Here is a 17,070-nt window from a genome sequence, read left to right as displayed (position 1 = left end):
ATTCTGTCTCGGTGGTGAATACCTCCCTTAAAGTGATAGTCTTCACTTCCAGTTCTGTCCAATTTCTCTGCACATCAGCTTTCCGGTACGGCTGCGAACGGGCAGGATGGTCCCATGGACAGAACCCAGCTGCGGAGTCTCTTGAGCGACGCTGAAGAGATCCGATCCCTGGCCGCCCGGGCGGTCGGCCTCCTCGACATCGTCGACGGGGAAGCCCCCTCGGTGGACCCGGCCCACGGCGTGCACTGTGGGTCAGCCTCGGGATCCGTCATCATTCTTCCGCCCCACTCCCCGGAGTGGCCGGACGACCTCTACCCCCGCGCCACCGTGATCGGCCGCCACCCGGAATTCGGACGCCTCGTCCACGAACTGGTGTCGGTAGTTGTCCGCATTGACGCACTGCGGGGGCCTGCATCCCGGGCCGGAACCGGGGTATTCGGTAGGTTCTTCGGACTCGGTCGACCGGACCCCGCTGCGGAGTCCGCGGCCGCGGATCTCTTCCTGCTACTCACGGATGTCCGGACGGGGTGGACGGTGAGCGCGGTTCGGGAGGTTCTCTCCGACGCGTACCTCGCAGCAGAGCAGCAACGACGGAACGGGGTCCGGCTCACGCCCGGACCCGGAGCACCCGCCGATCTCTACATCGAAGCCGCGAGAGACGCGGTGATCCGGGGCGCCGGGGACAACCTCGGAGATATCCGGTTCGGGCGGATCGATGGGACGGCATTGGCGGGAGCCCGTGCTGCGGTGGAGCGCGTTTTACGGCACCCGGATTCGGAACCTGTGCTCCGGGCTGAAGCCGATGCGGCACTGGCGGTGTTGGGCCGGCGACGGGCGAGACAGCTGATGGAGCAGCTTCCGCTGGAGGCGCTCAAACGGGTCACCGACGATAGGCTCCGGTTCACGGGCCTGGTCGAGGTGGGTGTCACGACGGTCGCTGACATCCTCGACACCCCCATCGACCGGTTGATAGCGGTGAACGGGATCGGGCGGCAGACAGCCAGTCGGCTACAGGCCGCGGCCCGTACCCTCGAATCGGAGGCGACGGCGAACCCGACGCAGCGGATCGGTGATGAGCCGCTCCCGGAGGCGGTGTCCCTGACCCGCATCCTTTCCCGGTACGAACAGGTCGGTCTGCTCGACGAGGCGGAACGTGCCCGACGCGATCGACTCATCGACTTCTTCCGGAAACTCCCCGTGGGACCGTCACCGGACGGATACGATGTCATCGTCCGCGGGGCCGGTGCGCTAGAGCAGCTCCTGGACGATCTCCGATGGGCCGCCGTCGGTCCGGCCCTGCTGTTGCCGGCCTCGGTCACCGACCCGGGGCCCGCCGCGTGGGATGACTACCTCTCGAGACCGGCCCGGTACCAGGCACTCCTCGCGGATCTGCTCCGGCTCGACACAGTCACGGGTGAAGATCCCACACTGCTCGACGGGGCGCTCATCGAGAGGATTCGGGGCATCCGGCTAAACCGGAATTACCTCCGTGATCTCCATCTGCGCGGGTACCAGTCCTACGGGGCGCGATTTGCGGTTGTGCAACGCCGAATCATCCTTGGTGATGAGATGGGGCTTGGCAAGACCGTCCAGGCGATCGCCGTGGCGGCCCACCTCGCGGAAGAGAGATCCTCCGGTGACGGTGGTGGGGGCGTCGGTCGCACGGTCGTGGTCTGTCCCGCCTCCGTGGTGGTGAATTGGTCACGCGAACTCGCGGCATTCTGTACCCTGGAAGTCTTCGTGGCCCACGGCCCCGATAAACAGGTCGCTGTAGCGGCGTGGCGGAACCGGGGAGGGGTGCTGGTGTGCACCTACGACGGTGCGAGGACCCTGGATCTCGGAGACCCGGACGTGCTTATCGTCGATGAGGCGCACATGATCAAGAATCCCCGGGCGAAGAGGACGATCGCGTGTACCGCCCTGGCCGAGGCCTCTGAAACGGTCCTGCTGCTGACCGGAACACCACTGGAGAACCGGGTCGACGAGTTTGTCAATCTCGTCCGGATCATCCGACCAGACCTGGTCACGCGGGGGATGGCTGAGTTGGACGCGGACACGTTCCGGCGGCTCATCGCGCCCGCATACCTCCGGAGAAACGTCACCCAGGTGCTCGACCAGCTCCCGGACCGGGTGGATGAAACCGAGTGGGTCGAGCTCACTGAGGCAGAGCAGCAATTTTACCGGGAGAGCGTCGCGGAGGGCTCGTGGATGGGGATGCGGCGGGCGGCTTGGGTCACCCCAACCGGCCGCCCCGCGAAGCTCGCCCGGCTGGCGGAGATAGTCGCCGATGCCGGAGACTCCGGCAAGCGGCTGCTGGTATTCAGCTTTTTTCTCGATGTGCTCGAGCTCATCGCGGATGCCTTCGGGGAGTCGGTGGTCGGGGTGATCGACGGCTCGGTTCCCCCGGCGCGTAGACAGGCGCTGGTCGACTCATTCGGCACGGCCCCCGGCGGTAGTATCCTCCTGGCCCAGATCCAGGCCGGTGGACAGGGCCTGAACATCCAGGCCGCATCCGTGGTCGTTCTGACTGAACCCCAGGTGAAGCCCACCCAGGAGGACCAGGCCATCGCCCGCGCCTACCGCATGGGGCAGACCGGTACTGTCCACGTTCACCGCCTCATCGGAGCGGACACCGTCGATGAGAGGATGCTCGAGATTCTCGCGGTGAAACGAGGCGTGTTCGACGCCTTCGCCCGGACTTCCGACGCAGCTGAGGTACCTGACGCGGTCGACATCTCCGAACCGGAACTGGCGCGGCAGATCATCGCCCAGGAACGTCGCAGGTTGGGGCTGGCAGACGACGGACCGGAGGATGTCGGGGTGGAGGACACCGGTCAGAGGAACACGGCGGGCTAGCGCCGTTCAGTCCCCGTCTCCGTTGATGGAACGCCGAGGTCGTGGAGAAGTACCTGAATGCGTTCTGCAATATCGTCGCGGATCAACCGCATGCGTAAGATACCCTCGACGCCCCTGTAGGAGGGCTCGTCGGTCACCCCCACCTCCATTTCGGACCGCATTCCGGGTACCGGATCGACTATCGCCTCGGTACCCAGGACAATGACGCGGTCGGCACGCCGGAGGATGTCGGGGTCAATGCCACTGGAAACCGCCCCGTCCATCGACACACCGATCTCGGCCACGGCCGCCGCGGAGATCTGGTTGACGGATCCTTTCGGTCTCGTACCGCCGAATGCACCTCCACCTCACCGGCGGCGTATCTGCGTGTGAGGGCCTCCGCCATCTGCGATTTCCCCGCGTTGCGGGTGCAGATGAACAGAACGAGTGGACGTTGTCGGGGCATCATCGGGGACATCTCCATGGGATGAGGATGCGGTCACCGGACCCGGGGAGCGGCGGTTGCGGCGGGAAGCGTCGGATCGCCTGGGAAGAGCCGCGGTCCCCACCACATGGCGACGTACACGAGTGCCAACAGGACCGGGACCTCAATGAGGGGACCGATCGTCCCCGCCAGGGCCTGTCCGGACATCGCGCCGAAGGTGCCGATCGCCACGGCGATGGACAGCTCGAAGTTGTTTCCCGCTGCGGTGAACGCAATTGTGGTTGAGGTCGCGTACCCGAAACCGGCGGCACGCGATACGACCGTGGCGAGGAAGAACATGACGAAGAAGTAGAAGACGAAGGGGATAGCGATCCGGATGACCGCCCACGGGTTCGATGTGAGCTGACCTCCCTGCAGACTGAACAGAACGACGATGGTGTAGAGCAGACCACCGAGAGCCAGCGGTGAGACCCTGGGGAGGAACGTCGTCTCGTACCACCGGCGGGACCGGAGCCGTTCACCGAATACCCGGGAAAGGAACCCGGCGAGGAGCGGGATCCCGAGGAAGACAAGGACCGAGATGAGAATCGCGGTGAAGGAGAATTCGGCGCTGGTCGTCTCGAGACCGATCCAGGAGGGGAGAATCTGGAGATAGAACCAGCCGAGCACCGAGAACATGACGACCTGGAACACCGAGTTGATGGCCACCAGAACGGCGGCCGTCTCCCGGTCCCCGCAGGCGAGGTCATTCCAGATCAACACCATCGCGATACACCGGGCCAAGCCGATGATCACGAGGCCGGTCCGGTACTCGGGAAGATCCGGGAGCAGGAGCCATGCCAGCGCAAACATGAGCGTCGGGCCGAGAATCCAGTTGAGTGCCACCGTGATCACCATCAACCGCCGGTTCGTGGCGATCTCGCCCGTCTTGTCGTAACGGACCTTCGCCAATGGCGGGTACATCATCACCAACAGCCCGAGGGCGATCGGAACCGAGATTCCACCCACCGTCCACGAGTCGAGGAGCCGCCCCAGGGACGGGATGAAGCGTCCGAGGAGGATACCGAGGATCATGGCGGCGATGATCCACGCCGGCAACCATCTGTCGAGGAAACTCAACCGGGCAGGAAGGGGAGTGTTCGGGGAGGTGCTCATTGCGTGATGCAACCTGTCTGTTCGGTGAGCTGGCCGCTAAACAACTCTAGGTAGGGGACCCTCTATGGTCAACAGTATGGGCCGCGGGCTGGTGTCTGCATTTATTTCCGGTACCCGCCGCGGTTCAGGGTGTCGCAGGAACTCATCGAACCGGACCGGTAGCCGGCGAGGAAAGCCTGTTCGCGTTGCTCGGATGAACCGTGTGTGAAGGCGTCGGGCCGGACCTCGCCCTGACTGCGTTTCTGGATGTTGTCGTCACCCACCGCACGTGCCGTCTGCACGGCGTCCCTGATCTGTTCGTCGGTGATTGGCTCGAGGAAAGCCTCGTCGCCGTCATCGGCGTAGTGCGCCCACACCCCGGCGTAGCAGTCGGCCTGGAGCTCGATCTTCACCGCGTTCGAATCGGCACCGGGGTTCTTGTAGTCGCTCAGTCCCAGGGTTCCTTCGAGGTTCTGCAGATGGTGACCGAATTCGTGGGCGACGATGTACTCCTGCGCCAGTGGCGCGTTTTCTCCGCCGAGCTGGACGATCTGGTCGAAGAAGCTCACATCGAAGTAGGCCGTCTGGTCGACCGGGCAGTAGAAAGGTCCGGTTGCCGAAGACGCCATTCCGCAGCCGGATTGGGTGGAGTTGTCGAAGATGACGAGACCAGGCTGCGAGTACTCGATTCCGGCTTGCGCCGGGAGTCTGCTCGCCCACACTGCGTCGAGGGACTCGGCCGTCGCGGAGACCCTACAGTCGGCGTACTTGTTCGCGTCGGCGCCGGTGCGGCAGTGATCGAGAGTTGTTTTTCCGGTGGAACCGTCGCGCTGTGCCCCCACCTGCCGTTGATTCAGTACCTCGTCGAGTTCAGCGGGATCACCACCCAGGAGGACGAAGGCCACGGCCACGATTATGGTGCCGATGCCGCCACCCGCGGCAAGTTTCATCCCACCTCCCGATCGACGGGCACGGGATGAGCTCAGGTCCACATCATCACGAAAGGTCATGCGCTGATCATGCCACATAGGCATGAGGGCCGAGCAGTTGCGGAAGCTCCCATCGGGTACATGGTTCCGGGGGCGCGCACCACCGGACCGGTAATTCCCGCCCGGGAGGACGGGGCACGGATGGTGGAGGGTAGACTCGCAGCTCGATCAGAGTTTCATTTTATCTAGTGGAAGGACACCAGACACGTGTTGCGCACTCATCTTGCCGGCGACCTGCGGAAGGAATCAGCGGGACAGACGGTGACGCTGACCGGATGGGTGGCTCGCCGCCGCGATCACGGAGGTGTGATCTTCATCGATCTGCGGGACCGTTCCGGTGTTGCCCAGGTAGTTTTCCGGGAATCGGAGGTGGCGGAGAAAGCCCACCACCTGCGCAGCGAGTTCTGTATCCGGGTCACCGGTGTGGTCGAGCCCCGCCCCGAGGGGTCGGAGAACCCGAACCTCGCGTCCGGTGATGTCGAGGTAAATGTCTCCGAACTTGAGATCTTGAACGAGTCTGCACCGCTGCCGTTCCAGATCGAGGACTCGGCCGCATCCGGGGAAGTCGGCGAGGAGGCGCGTCTGCGTTACCGCTACCTCGATCTCCGTCGCCCGAGCCAGGCCAAGGCGATGCGCCTGCGCGCCGCCGCGAACCAGGCGGCTCGTCGGGTATTGGACGCTAATGATTTTACGGAGGTTGAAACGCCGACGCTGACGCGGGCTACTCCTGAAGGGGCCCGCGACTTCCTGGTGCCCGCTCGACTCAAGCCGGGAACCTTCTACGCGCTGCCGCAGTCGCCGCAGCTGTTCAAGCAGCTGCTCATGGTTGCGGGCCTCGAACGCTACTACCAGATCGCCCGCTGCTACCGTGACGAGGACTTCCGCGCGGACCGCCAGCCTGAGTTCACGCAGCTCGACGTGGAGATGAGTTTCGTCGACGAGAATGACATCATTGAGCTCGCCGAGCAGGTCCTGGTTGAGCTGTGGAAGCTGATCGGATACGAGATCACTACCCCGATCCCGCGCATGACCTACGCGGAGGCGATGCGCCGGTACGGCTCCGACAAGCCCGACCTCCGCTTCGACATCGAGATCACCGAGTGCACCGAATTCTTCTCCGAGACCACGTTCCGTGTCTTCCAGAACGAGTACGTCGGTGCTGTCGTGATGGAGGGTGGGGCGAGCCAGCCCCGTCGTCAGCTGGACGCATGGCAGGACTGGGCCCGTCAGCGCGGTGCCAAGGGGCTCGCCTACATCCTCGTCGGGGAGGATGGGGAGCTGGGCGGACCCGTCGCGAAAAACATCACGGAGAAGGAACGTGCCGGTATCGCTGGGCACGTCGGTGCGAAGCCCGGCGACTGTATCTTCTTCGCCGCCGGAGACACCAAGTCCTCTCGGGCGCTGCTCGGCGCGGCGCGCGGTGAGATCGCCCGCAAGCTTGACCTCATCAAGGACGGGGACTGGGCTTTCACCTGGGTCGTCGACGCCCCCATGTTCGAGCCGTCGGCCGATGCCACCGCATCTGGCGATGTCGCCCTCGGCCACTCCAAGTGGACCGCCGTCCACCACGCGTTCACCTCACCGAAGCCGGAGTTCCTGGATACCTTCGACGAGAATCCGGGTTCCGCGTTGTCCTACGCCTACGACATCGTATGCAACGGCAACGAGATCGGTGGCGGATCGATCCGTATCCACCGTCGGGACGTCCAGGAGCGGGTGTTCAAGGTTATGGGTATCACGGAAGAGGAGGCTCAGGAGAAGTTCGGCTTCCTGCTCGACGCCTTTGCCTTCGGTGCGCCTCCGCACGGCGGTATCGCCTTCGGCTGGGACCGGATCATGAGCTTGCTCGGTGGATTCGACTCGATCCGCGACGTGATCGCGTTCCCGAAGTCGGGTGGCGGGGTCGATCCGCTCACCGATGCCCCGGCGCCGATTACCCCGGAGCAGCGCAAGGAATCCGGGATTGATGCCAAGCCGAAGAAGCAGGGCCAGTCCAACCGGAGCTGACGCCTGCACCGGCGCTCCGCTTACCGGGTGGGGCGACTGTTCCACCATCGGGCATTGGACGGCCGCCGGTTGACCGGCCCGATGGGGATTCAGCACCCCCGGTGGCTGTGTCGACCGGCTCCGCGGAACCGTGTTCCAGATTTCCCTGTGTCTCCGGCGCTGTTCAAGGCTTGTTTCCGGATTCTTCCGGAGCCAGACCCGCCGCGGCAGCGTCCAGAAGGACGACGCGCGTTACTCCCTCCGGATACAGTGAGGGGGAGCCTTGAGGGCGTGATCGTGCGTCTACGTGTGCCCTCGCCACGCCGGTGTTCCGGCGAATGAACCATGAAGGAGTTTTTCCATGCTCGCGACCGAAGAGATCGTCGAGGTGGCCCAGGAGCTGCTGTCCGAACGTTTCGGGGGTACCCAGAAACTCGGGGACGTGGTCTCCCTCGGGGGATCCGGTAACGCGGTGGTGCTCCGGGCCCGCGTCGCCGTATCGCCGTTCCTCCAGCAACGGTCGGTCGTGCTCAAGTACACGCCACCGACGGGCGACCGGATCGATGATGCGGCACTCATCCGCGAGGTCGTGTCCTACCAGTTCACCACGTCTCTGCCCGCCGAGGTTCGTCCTGGGCCGGTGCTCCTGGCCCACGATATCGACCGCAGGATCCTGGTCATCACCGACTCCGGTGACGGCGAGACCTATGCGGACCTGCTGGCTAATGCGGAGGGGGAGAAGCGCTTGCCCCTGATCCGGAACCTGGGACGTGCCCTCGGCAGGATGCACGCCGGTACCGCGGACCGCGAGGCCGGTTTCGACATTCTTCTGAAGCGGATGCTCCGGACGTACCCCGACACCGAGGAGCTCCAGTACGCACGGGAACGGGGTCTTCCGGCTTCGATCGACCGCGGCCTCGAACTGCTCGAATCCGCGGGCATCGACATTCCCGCGAACGTGCGGCATTTCGCCTCCGACGCGAAGCGGCGGCTGGTCAGCGGCAGGCACCGTGCATTCACCCCGTTCGACCTGTCCCCGGACAACATCATCCTCGCGGACCGTATCCAGTTCCTCGACTACGAATGGGCGGGATTCCGGGATGCCACCTTCGACATCGCGTGCGTCATCGCGGGATTCCCGCAGTTCCTCTTCACGCGCCCCATCACCGATGGCGAGGTCGATGCGCTCACGGAGTCGTGGGTTGAGGAGGTCCGGAGGATCTGGCCCAACGTCACCAACGAAGCGCGTCTGCAGGCGAGGATAGTCACGGCGATGGTCGGGTGGGCGATGTCAAGTGTCTGCTACCTCTACTACGGTTCCATGAACCAGGTCGTCAGTGAATACGGTGAGCGGGCCAGGGTCAGCGCCGATGACATTCCGGGACCGGAAATTGAGGCGGCTGCCACCGCCGAGGTCAGGGACATCGACGAGGGCTATGATGTCCTCGCCGATGCGCTGGGCGACATCTCGGACAACAGCGTGCTCGCCCGTGACGACCTCCACGAAACGTTCATCGCCCTCGCTCACTACGCCGAACGCGGACAGGATCCCCGTTTCCCGGATGTCCACCGTTTTGCCGCCGCCGTGGTGGAACGACTCGACGCACTGAACCGGGGCTGACCCACTCCCCGCCGGAGGGCCGGCCACCGGGGTCGGCACACCCGCGCATCAAAAGAGTAAGGAAGATTCACCCTCCATGGCACAGGCCACGCTGTTTCCCGGCGGAGACGATGACGACGGTGCCGTCGACAACGGCGCCGGTTACTTTCACCCCGGGGATCATGCGCCTCTCGCTGCGAGAATGCGACCCCGCACCCTGGATGAGGTGGTCGGCCAGGAGCACATCCTCGGCCCTGGGAAGCCGCTACGCAGGCTCGTCGAGGGCTCCGGGGCCGCGTCAGTCATCCTCTACGGGCCCCCGGGTACCGGGAAGACCACGATCGCGTCGCTCGTGAGCGCCGAAACGGAGCGTCGCTTCGTCGGGCTCTCTGCACTCAATGCGGGTGTCAAGGAGGTCCGTTCGGTCATCGACCGGGCCCGGCGGGATCTCATCGCCGGACGCCGGACGGTGTTGTTCATCGACGAGGTGCACCGGTTCTCGAAGACCCAGCAGGATGCGCTCCTCGGGGCCGTCGAGAACCGGATCGTGCTGTTGGTTGCGGCGACGACGGAGAACCCATCGTTCTCGGTCGTCGCGCCGCTGCTGTCCCGGTCGCTCATCCTCCAGCTACATCCGCTGGGAGATGAGGATGTCGCGACGGTGGTCCGGCGGGCGCTCGTCGACGAGCGCGGTCTCGGTGGGCGCATCACGGCCACCGGTGAAGCCGTCGACCAGCTGGTCGCGCTGGCGGGCGGCGATGCCCGCCGGGCCCTGACCTACACGGAAGCCGCCGCTGAGGCGGTGCCCGACGGTGGTGAACTGACTGTCGAGATGGTGCGGGACAATGTCGACCGGGCCATCGTCCGCTACGACCGCGACGGCGACCAGCACTACGACGTCACGAGTGCATTCATCAAGTCGGTGCGCGGCTCCGACGTTGATGCCGCGCTCCATTACCTCGCCCGAATGATCGAGGCGGGGGAGGACCCGAGGTTCATCGCCCGGCGTCTGGTCATCCTTGCCTCGGAAGACATCGGGATGGCCGATCCCGAGGCGCTCCCCTTAGCGGTCGCCGCGGCTCAGACGGTGGCGCTGATAGGGCTTCCCGAGGCCCGCCTTGCCCTCGCCCAGGCGACGATTCATCTGGCGACCTCCCCCAAGTCCAATGCCGTGATCACGGCGATAGACGCGGCACTGTACGACGTTCGGGAGGGAAAATCGGGGCACGTTCCGCCGCATCTCCGGGACGGGCACTACGCTGGGGCAAAGAAGCTCGGCAACGCTGTTGGTTACCGCTACCCGCACGATGATCCCCGCGGCATCCTGGATCAGCAGTATCTTCCGGATTCGCTGGTGGATGCGTGCTACTACCGGCCCACAGGGCACGGCGCCGAGCAACGTCTCGGGGACGTCGTCGGGCGGCTGCGCCGCATCATTCGCGAGAGCCGGAGGTGACCGGGCTCCGGTGACTGTCGCGCGTGCCCCGGTCCCGGGGGCAGGCGGAACCGGCCGCCTCAGGTGCACTCCGGGGCGGGACAGGAAGGTGCGGACGGAGCGGGTAAGGTTGTCCGGGACCGATCCCAAAACACGACAGCGAGGATTCTAGAACCGTGCAGACCCACGAGATCCGGGAGCGCTTCATCGCGCACTTCGTCAAAGCTGGACATGTCGAGGTACCCAGTGCCCCGTTGATCCTCGACGACCCCAACCTCCTGTTCGTCAACGCCGGGATGGTGCCGTTCAAGCCTTATTTCCTGGGCCAGCAGAACCCGCCGTTCCCCTCCGGTACCGCGACCTCGATCCAGAAGTGTGTCCGTACGCTGGACATCGAGGAAGTCGGTATCACCACTCGGCACAACACCTTCTTCCAGATGGCGGGCAACTTCTCCTTCGGCCAGTACTTCAAGGAAGGTGCGATCTCCCACGCGTGGAATCTGCTCACCGGTTCGGTCGAGGACGGCGGCTTCGGGATGGATCCCGAACGCCTGTGGGTCACCGTCTACCTTGACGACGACGAGGCGGCGGACATCTGGGAGAAGAAGATCGGTCTGCCGAAGGAGCGCATCCAGCGGCTCGGCATGGCGGACAACTACTGGTCCATGGGAATCCCCGGCCCCTGTGGCCCCTGCTCGGAGATCTACTACGACCGCGGGCCGGAGTACGGCGCTGACGGCGGCCCGGAAGCCGACGACAACCGCTACATGGAGATCTGGAACCTCGTCTTCATGCAGAATGAGCGCGGTGAGGGCATCGGCAAGGATAACTTCGAGATCCTCGGCCCGCTGCCTAAGAAGAACATCGACACTGGCCTCGGCATCGAACGCGTCGCCTGCCTGCTGCAGGGCGTCGAGAACGTCTACGAGACCGACCTCCTGCGGCCCGTGATCGACGTCGCCGAGCAGCTCACCGGCGCGACCTACGGTAAGAAGCACCCCGATGACATCCGGTTCCGGGTCATCGCCGATCACTCCCGGACCGCGATGATGCTGATCCTCGACGGCGTCACCCCGGGCAATGAGGGCCGCGGCTACATCCTGCGCCGGCTGCTGCGCCGGATCATCCGGTCCGCGCGGCTGCTCGGTGCCACGGGCGAGACGATGGAACGCTTCATCGCCACCATCATGGACACGATGACCCCGTCGTACCCCGAGATCGCGGAGTCCCGGGGCCGAATCCTCGACACCGCAGTGACCGAGGAGAGGGCCTTCCTCCGGACACTGGAGTCGGGTACCCACCTGTTCGAGCGCGCCGCCGAGAGCGTCCGCTCGTCGGGCGCGAAGACGTTGGCCGGTGACCAGGCCTTCGCACTGCACGACACCTACGGTTTCCCGATCGACCTGACGATGGAGATGGCCGCAGAAGCGGGCCTCGAGGTGGACCGCGCCGGATTCGACGCCCTCATGGCGGAACAGCGGGACCGCGCGAAGGCCGACAGTCGTGCCAAAAAGCACGGTCACGCCGATCTCTCCGTCTACCGGGAGTTCGTTGACGAACACCCCACGGTGTTCGTGGGATACGACAACCTCGAGGCCGAGGGTCGGGTGCTGGGCCTGCTGCAGGGTGGTGCGACCGTCACCCGGGCAGCCGAGGGCGACGACGTCGAGGTGATCCTCGACGTGACGCCGATGTACGCGGAGGCCGGCGGACAGCTCGGTGACCGGGGTGCGATCACCCTCGGGGATACCAGGCTGCGCGTCAACGACGTCCAGAAGATCGGCAAGAAACTCTGGGTGCACAAGGCGACCGTGGAAAACGGCGAGATCGGCGTCGGCGAACAGGCTGTGGCCTCCGTGGACGAAGGCTGGCGGCACGCCGCCCGTCAGGCGCACTCCGGTACCCACCTCATCCACGCCGCCTTGCGTCAGGTCCTCGGCCCCAACGCCGTCCAGGCCGGGTCGATGAACAAACCGGGCTACCTCCGCTTCGACTTCAACTCCGCCCGGGCGCTCACCCCGGAACAGCTCACCGAGATCGAGACCATCACCAACCAGGCGGTCGACGCCGATTGGGCGGTCAACACCTTCGAGACGAGCCTCGATGAGGCCAAGGCCATGGGTGCACTTGCGCTGTTCGGCGAGAACTACGGTGATCGGGTCCGTGTCGTCGAGATCGGCGGCCCATTCTCGATGGAACTGTGTGGAGGTACACATGTTCGCCATTCCTCCCAGGTTGGACCGGTCTCGGTTCTCGGTGAGGCGTCTGTAGGCTCCGGCGTCCGGCGGATTGAGGCATACTCGGGCTTGGATTCATTCCGGTACCTGTCCCGGGAGCGCGCCCTCGTCGAAGGCCTCGCGACGTCCCTGAAGGCGCCCAGCGACGAGCTGCCGGACCGGATCGCACAGCTCACCGAGAAACTGAAGGCCGCTGAGAAGGAGATCGCGGCGCTGCACCGTAAGCAGCTGGCGGCCGCCACCGCCGACTACCTGAAGCAGGCCCGCAGGGTCGGTGACTTCACGCTCCTCACTGCGCGGCTACCGGAAGGTACCGCAGGTGGCGACCTGCGCACCGTCGCCGCTGATCTGAAGAACCGGATCGGAGCGGAACCCGCCGTGATCGTGCTCGCCACGGCCGACAACGGGGGCAAGGTCCCGTTCCTGGTCGCAGCCACCGACGGCGCCGTGGAACGCGGGGTCCGTGCCGGCGACCTCATTAGGATCTTCGGTGGGCTGGTCGGCGGACGCGGTGGCGGCAAGCCGGACATGGCCCAGGGCTCGGGTTCGGACGCCTCCGGTATCGACGCGGGCTTCAGGGCTGTGGAGGATGACCTCCGCAACCGGTGACCCATCCGGGTCCCGGTGGTCCAGCGCCCGGGTTCCGGTCCGGGCGGGCGGCTTGGGTACGGGGACACGCGACGCCGTCGGCAATGGTGCAGATGTGTGGCGGAGCGCCAATACTATAGATTTGGGGGGACACGTATCCCCCGCATCACTGTGACGGTTCTGTTACGGTCGGTGCCTGGTGGGTGCGTCGCGCCCACCGGAGCTCAGGTCATCTGTACAGATCACGCGCCGGTGTGAGCGCCCCATACCGGCGCCCGAGACGAAGGACGAACCCGCGAGTATGCGCATACAGCCAGACAAACCCGGAGATGATGATCCCGGTAGGGGACGGCGTCTCGGGATCGACGTCGGAACCGTGCGGATCGGCGTCGCGGTGTCTGACTCCGATGGTCGGTTGGCGACCCCGGTGGAGACGATTCCCCGGGTCACGGGCCGCAAGGATTGGGATGGCTCGGACATTGACCGGATCATCGAGCTCATCGCTGAATACGGTGTCGTGGAGGTCGTCATCGGATTACCACGGGATCTCCACGCCAACGGCTCCGCCTCCGTCAAGCACGCGAAGGAATTCGCCTTCCGCATCGATCGGCGCCTGACTGGATGGGACGACCAGGGGAGGACGATCCCGGTCAAATTCGCCGACGAACGGCTAACCTCTGTCCTTGCCACCAGGGCACTGCACATGTCCGGGCGCACGATCAAGAATGGGCGCAGCGTGATCGATCAGGCCGCTGCCGTTGAAATTCTCCAATCCTGGCTTGACGCCCGGGCGAACGCCCTGTCGGCCACCGACGTTGAGGACGGTTCATAGATGAGCAGAGCACGCGGTAGGCGCAGCCCTAAGGGACGTCGGATGGAACGCAGGTATGTCCGTCGGCGGCAGTACGGCATGGCCATCGTCATAACCAGTATCCTCATCATCATCGGGACGGTCGTATACATCGTGGGATCCCGCAGCGGCTCGAACGCTCCGCCGGACTTCGAGGGTGCAGGCAACGAAATCGTCCAACTCGTCCAGATCAAGGAGGGGTCGTCTGTATCTGCACTTGGCCCGGAACTCGTGGACAGGGGGATCGTCAAATCCAACGGCGCGTTCCAGGCCGCAGCCGGAGCGAATCCTGATGCAGCCCGGGTGCAACCGGGGTTCTACCGCCTTCAAGGGGAGATGAGCGCCAAGTCTGCGGTCTCCGCCCTCGTGGATCCTGCAAACAAGGTGGAGATGCTGGAGATCCCGGGAGGGGCCACGCTGATGGATGTCCGGGTCATCGGCGGAGACACCCGCCCCGGCATATATACCAAGATCTCTGCGGTGACCTGTACCGAGGGATCCCCGAACTGTGTTACGGCGGCGGAGCTCGAGCGTGTCGCAGCCACCACAGATCCGGTTGAACTCGGGGCACCGGAGTGGGCCCTCGATCAGGTACGTGCACGCAACGGTGACCCGAAGCGCCTCGAGGGACTCATCACTCCGGGCAGCTACGTGATCAACCCGGAGGAGGATGCCACCGGAATCCTCAGGAAACTCGTGAGCGCCGGTACTGAGGAGTACAACTCCACCGGTATCGTCGACCGTGCGAATGCCATGCAGCTCACGCCCTACGAACTGCTGACCGCGGCGTCCCTGGTGGAGCGGGAGGCACCCGCCGGTGATTTCGACAAGGTAGCCCGGGTCATTCTCAACCGGCTCGCCGCGCCCATGCGCCTCGAGTTCGATTCGACGGTCAACTACGATCTCACCGACGTCGAGGTGGCGACTACTGACGAGGATCGTGCCCGGAAGACCCCATGGAACACGTACGCCATGGACGGATTGCCGCAGACTCCCATCGCGGCTCCGTCGATAGAGGCGATTGAGGCCATGGAGAATCCGGCCGACGGCAACTGGCTCTTCTTCGTCACCATCGATAGCGACGGCACGACCGTTTTCAACGACACCTTCGAGGATCACCTGCGGGACACCCAGCAATCGATGGACAATGGCGTCCTCGACTCCAACCGCTGACAGCTCCCGTCACCGGTATCCGGTATGTCTGATCTGATGTCCCTTGTGGGGCGCAGGCTCCCGTGAAAGGAAGAATCGTCTGTGAGTGATCCCATCCGTCACCGGGCCGCTGTGCTCGGACGTCCGGTCGAGCATAGTCTCTCGCCCGTCATCCACACGGCCGGGTATCGGGCGATCGGACTCGATGACTGGTGCTACACCCGAATCGACTGTGGTGTGGAGGACGTGCCGCGAATCGTGGCGGACGCCCCGGCAGAGTTCGCCGGTTTCTCGGTGACCATGCCCGGGAAGTTCGCGGCTCTCGAGGTCGCACACGAGATCACGCCCCGTGCTGCCGCGATCGGATCCGCGAACACCCTGGTCCGGGTTCCCGGTGGTTGGCGCGCCGATAACACGGACTGCGAGGGTGTCTCGGCCGCACTTGAGGAACTGGGTGTCCGGAACCCCGCGGACGAGGATCATGCCGTGCTCGTCGGAGCCGGTGGTACCGCCCGACCCGCGCTGTGGGCACTGGGTCAGGCGGGTTTCCGAGTCGTGACTGTGATCAACCGGTCGAACCGCGGCGCCGAGCTGGCGCCGCTCGCGGAGATACTCGGCATCGAGCTCCACTGGGCGGGTCTGGCCGCGGAATATGTCAGATCGGCCGTGTCCGGTGCTGCGGTGGTGATCTCGACGGTTCCCGCGGCGGGACTGGGCGGGATAGAGAGTGATCTCGCACGAGCTCCCGTTCTTGACGTTATCTACGATCCGTGGCCGACACCACTAGCCCGGGCAGCAGCGGACAACGGTGTGCCCGTGGTCGGCGGTGATGTGATGCTGGCGGGCCAGGCGTTGAGCCAGTTTGAGCAGTTCACCGGTCAACCGGCTCCTCGCGAGGCGATGCGCGCGGCCCTGACTGCTGCGCTCCGCGAACGGAGTTCCGGATCATGACTAGGGGACGTCGTAGCGGAAACGGTCCCTGGTTTGGGCACTTCCTCATCGCACTGTTCGTTCCAGTCGGTTTTCTCCTGGTGGTGTTCCTTTCTGGGTTCAATCCGCAGGAACGACTTTTCGCGGAGTTGAGCTATCTCACGCTCGCCACGATCGCGCTGGTTGTGAACGCCGTCGTCTACGCCCGCCACCTGGAGAGATTCGACACGATTCGACCGCCGGCCTGGATGACCGTCACGTTCGCGTGCTATCACCTGGCTGTTCTCCCGTTGCTGATCTTCGGTGTCGTCATGTTCGTGAGTTCGATTTTCTGAGCTTCGGACGGAGTACTCCACAGGTGGGCCGCACTCTCCGTGCGTAGCGGATCTGGGGAGAATAAATTCTCGTGGGTGGCTGCACTCCTGTCGATCCCCGTCCTCCTCATATGGATGTGTTTGCTCGTGTGGTTTGATGTCCGTCACAGTAGGCTCCCCGACGGCCTGACCTTGCCCCCGGCGGTGTCGACGATCCTGGTAACCTGCTGGTTCGCTCCCGGATATGTGGTACCCGGTCTCGCCTGGTTCCTGATCTACCTGCTTCTCGCGGGTGCCACCGGTGGCGGTATCGGAGGAGGTGACATCAAGCTTGCGGTGCCCCTCGGAATCCTGGCCACAGTGACCGGCGGAATCACCGGCGGTCTCCTGGCCGCGATGGTGTCCGGGGTGCTCACTTCGGTGGTTCTCCTAGTCCGTCGGCGGACCTCGATTCCCCATGGTCCCGCCATGATCACCGGCACCCTTATCGTGGTGATCGCTGCGGTATCCGGTGGAGCGGTGCCGTGAACGGGGGCATCTTCGGGGACCCAGGTGTTCCGACGAACCGGCCGCAT

At 64.8% G+C, this 17,070-nt stretch carries 14 protein-coding genes; 10 read left to right on the top strand and 4 right to left on the bottom strand.

Features of this window, described 5'->3' with window-relative positions; genetic code table 11:
- Positions 1-114 precede the first annotated feature (114 nt).
- Positions 115-2,856 carry a DEAD/DEAH box helicase gene (locus JDV76_RS06240; protein ID WP_232958942.1) on the top strand — a complete coding sequence of 914 codons (2,742 nt, stop codon included), beginning with the start codon at positions 115-117 and terminating at the stop codon, positions 2,854-2,856.
- On the opposite strand, the gene JDV76_RS12900 is transcribed toward JDV76_RS06240, so the two are convergent.
- From JDV76_RS12900 to ypfJ, 4 genes are all read right to left on the bottom strand, one after another.
- On the bottom strand, positions 2,853-3,140 hold the full coding sequence (locus JDV76_RS12900) for a hypothetical protein (RefSeq protein ID WP_323374271.1): 288 nt from the start codon (positions 3,138-3,140) through the stop codon (positions 2,853-2,855). The two genes, JDV76_RS06240 and JDV76_RS12900, sit on opposite strands and share 4 nt — an antisense overlap.
- On the bottom strand, positions 3,035-3,301 hold the full coding sequence (locus JDV76_RS12895; RefSeq protein WP_336244251.1) for an arsenate reductase/protein-tyrosine-phosphatase family protein: 267 nt from the start codon (positions 3,299-3,301) through the stop codon (positions 3,035-3,037). Before JDV76_RS12895 ends, JDV76_RS12900 begins: the two co-directional genes overlap by 106 nt.
- Positions 3,302-3,334: 33 nt before the next feature.
- Positions 3,335-4,435 (bottom strand): ACR3 family arsenite efflux transporter, encoded by a 1,101-nt coding sequence (gene arsB / locus JDV76_RS06230; RefSeq protein WP_198736003.1) that lies wholly within the window; start codon positions 4,433-4,435, stop codon positions 3,335-3,337.
- Between the two features lie 101 nt (positions 4,436-4,536).
- Positions 4,537-5,424 (bottom strand): KPN_02809 family neutral zinc metallopeptidase, encoded by an 888-nt coding sequence (gene ypfJ, locus JDV76_RS06225; protein WP_232958940.1) that lies wholly within the window; start codon positions 5,422-5,424, stop codon positions 4,537-4,539.
- Positions 5,425-5,610: 186 nt separating this feature from the next.
- Between ypfJ and aspS the strand changes: the two genes are divergently transcribed.
- From aspS to JDV76_RS06180, 9 genes are all read left to right on the top strand, one after another.
- Positions 5,611-7,410 (top strand): aspartate--tRNA ligase, encoded by a 1,800-nt coding sequence (gene aspS / locus JDV76_RS06220; protein WP_198736002.1) that lies wholly within the window; start codon positions 5,611-5,613, stop codon positions 7,408-7,410.
- 340 nt (positions 7,411-7,750) lie between these two features.
- Positions 7,751-9,010 (top strand): phosphotransferase family protein, encoded by a 1,260-nt coding sequence (locus tag JDV76_RS06215; protein WP_198736001.1) that lies wholly within the window; start codon positions 7,751-7,753, stop codon positions 9,008-9,010.
- A 76-nt stretch (positions 9,011-9,086) separates the two neighbouring features.
- Positions 9,087-10,445 (top strand): replication-associated recombination protein A, encoded by a 1,359-nt coding sequence (locus JDV76_RS06210; protein WP_198736000.1) that lies wholly within the window; start codon positions 9,087-9,089, stop codon positions 10,443-10,445.
- Positions 10,446-10,600: 155 nt separating this feature from the next.
- A complete protein-coding gene (gene alaS / locus JDV76_RS06205; protein ID WP_198735999.1) occupies positions 10,601-13,270 on the top strand; it encodes an alanine--tRNA ligase in 2,670 nt (889 codons plus the stop codon).
- A 280-nt stretch (positions 13,271-13,550) separates the two neighbouring features.
- Positions 13,551-14,081: a Holliday junction resolvase RuvX gene (ruvX, locus tag JDV76_RS06200; protein ID WP_198735998.1), complete on the top strand. Its 531-nt coding sequence runs from the start codon at positions 13,551-13,553 to the stop codon at positions 14,079-14,081.
- Positions 14,082-15,272: an endolytic transglycosylase MltG gene (mltG, locus tag JDV76_RS06195; RefSeq protein ID WP_232958938.1), complete on the top strand. Its 1,191-nt coding sequence runs from the start codon at positions 14,082-14,084 to the stop codon at positions 15,270-15,272.
- An 81-nt stretch (positions 15,273-15,353) separates the two neighbouring features.
- On the top strand, positions 15,354-16,202 hold the full coding sequence (locus JDV76_RS06190) for a shikimate dehydrogenase (protein ID WP_198735997.1): 849 nt from the start codon (positions 15,354-15,356) through the stop codon (positions 16,200-16,202).
- Positions 16,199-16,516: a hypothetical protein gene (locus tag JDV76_RS06185; RefSeq protein WP_198735996.1), complete on the top strand. Its 318-nt coding sequence runs from the start codon at positions 16,199-16,201 to the stop codon at positions 16,514-16,516. Before JDV76_RS06190 ends, JDV76_RS06185 begins: the two co-directional genes overlap by 4 nt.
- Positions 16,517-16,591: 75 nt before the next feature.
- Positions 16,592-17,023 carry a prepilin peptidase gene (locus JDV76_RS06180; RefSeq protein WP_248140819.1) on the top strand — a complete coding sequence of 144 codons (432 nt, stop codon included), beginning with the start codon at positions 16,592-16,594 and terminating at the stop codon, positions 17,021-17,023.
- The last annotated feature ends 47 nt before the right edge of the window (positions 17,024-17,070 follow it).

It is taken from the genome of Corynebacterium marambiense (assembly GCF_016342275.1).
GTDB lineage: Bacteria > Actinomycetota > Actinomycetes > Mycobacteriales > Mycobacteriaceae > Corynebacterium > Corynebacterium marambiense.
This window is presented reverse-complemented; position numbering and strand designations above follow the sequence as displayed.

Coding starts and splice junctions, on each gene's coding strand:
- JDV76_RS06185 (WP_198735996.1), top strand. CDS start 16,199: ATGACTAGGGGACGTCGTAGCGGAAACGGTCCCTGGTTTGGGCACTTC.
- JDV76_RS12895 (WP_336244251.1), bottom strand. CDS start 3,301: ATGCCCCGACAACGTCCACTCGTTCTGTTCATCTGCACCCGCAACGCG.
- ruvX (WP_198735998.1), top strand. CDS start 13,551: ATGCGCATACAGCCAGACAAACCCGGAGATGATGATCCCGGTAGGGGA.
- JDV76_RS06215 (WP_198736001.1), top strand. CDS start 7,751: ATGCTCGCGACCGAAGAGATCGTCGAGGTGGCCCAGGAGCTGCTGTCC.
- ypfJ (WP_232958940.1), bottom strand. CDS start 5,424: ATGACCTTTCGTGATGATGTGGACCTGAGCTCATCCCGTGCCCGTCGA.
- JDV76_RS06210 (WP_198736000.1), top strand. CDS start 9,087: ATGGCACAGGCCACGCTGTTTCCCGGCGGAGACGATGACGACGGTGCC.
- arsB (WP_198736003.1), bottom strand. CDS start 4,435: ATGAGCACCTCCCCGAACACTCCCCTTCCTGCCCGGTTGAGTTTCCTC.
- JDV76_RS06240 (WP_232958942.1), top strand. CDS start 115: ATGGACAGAACCCAGCTGCGGAGTCTCTTGAGCGACGCTGAAGAGATC.
- mltG (WP_232958938.1), top strand. CDS start 14,082: ATGAGCAGAGCACGCGGTAGGCGCAGCCCTAAGGGACGTCGGATGGAA.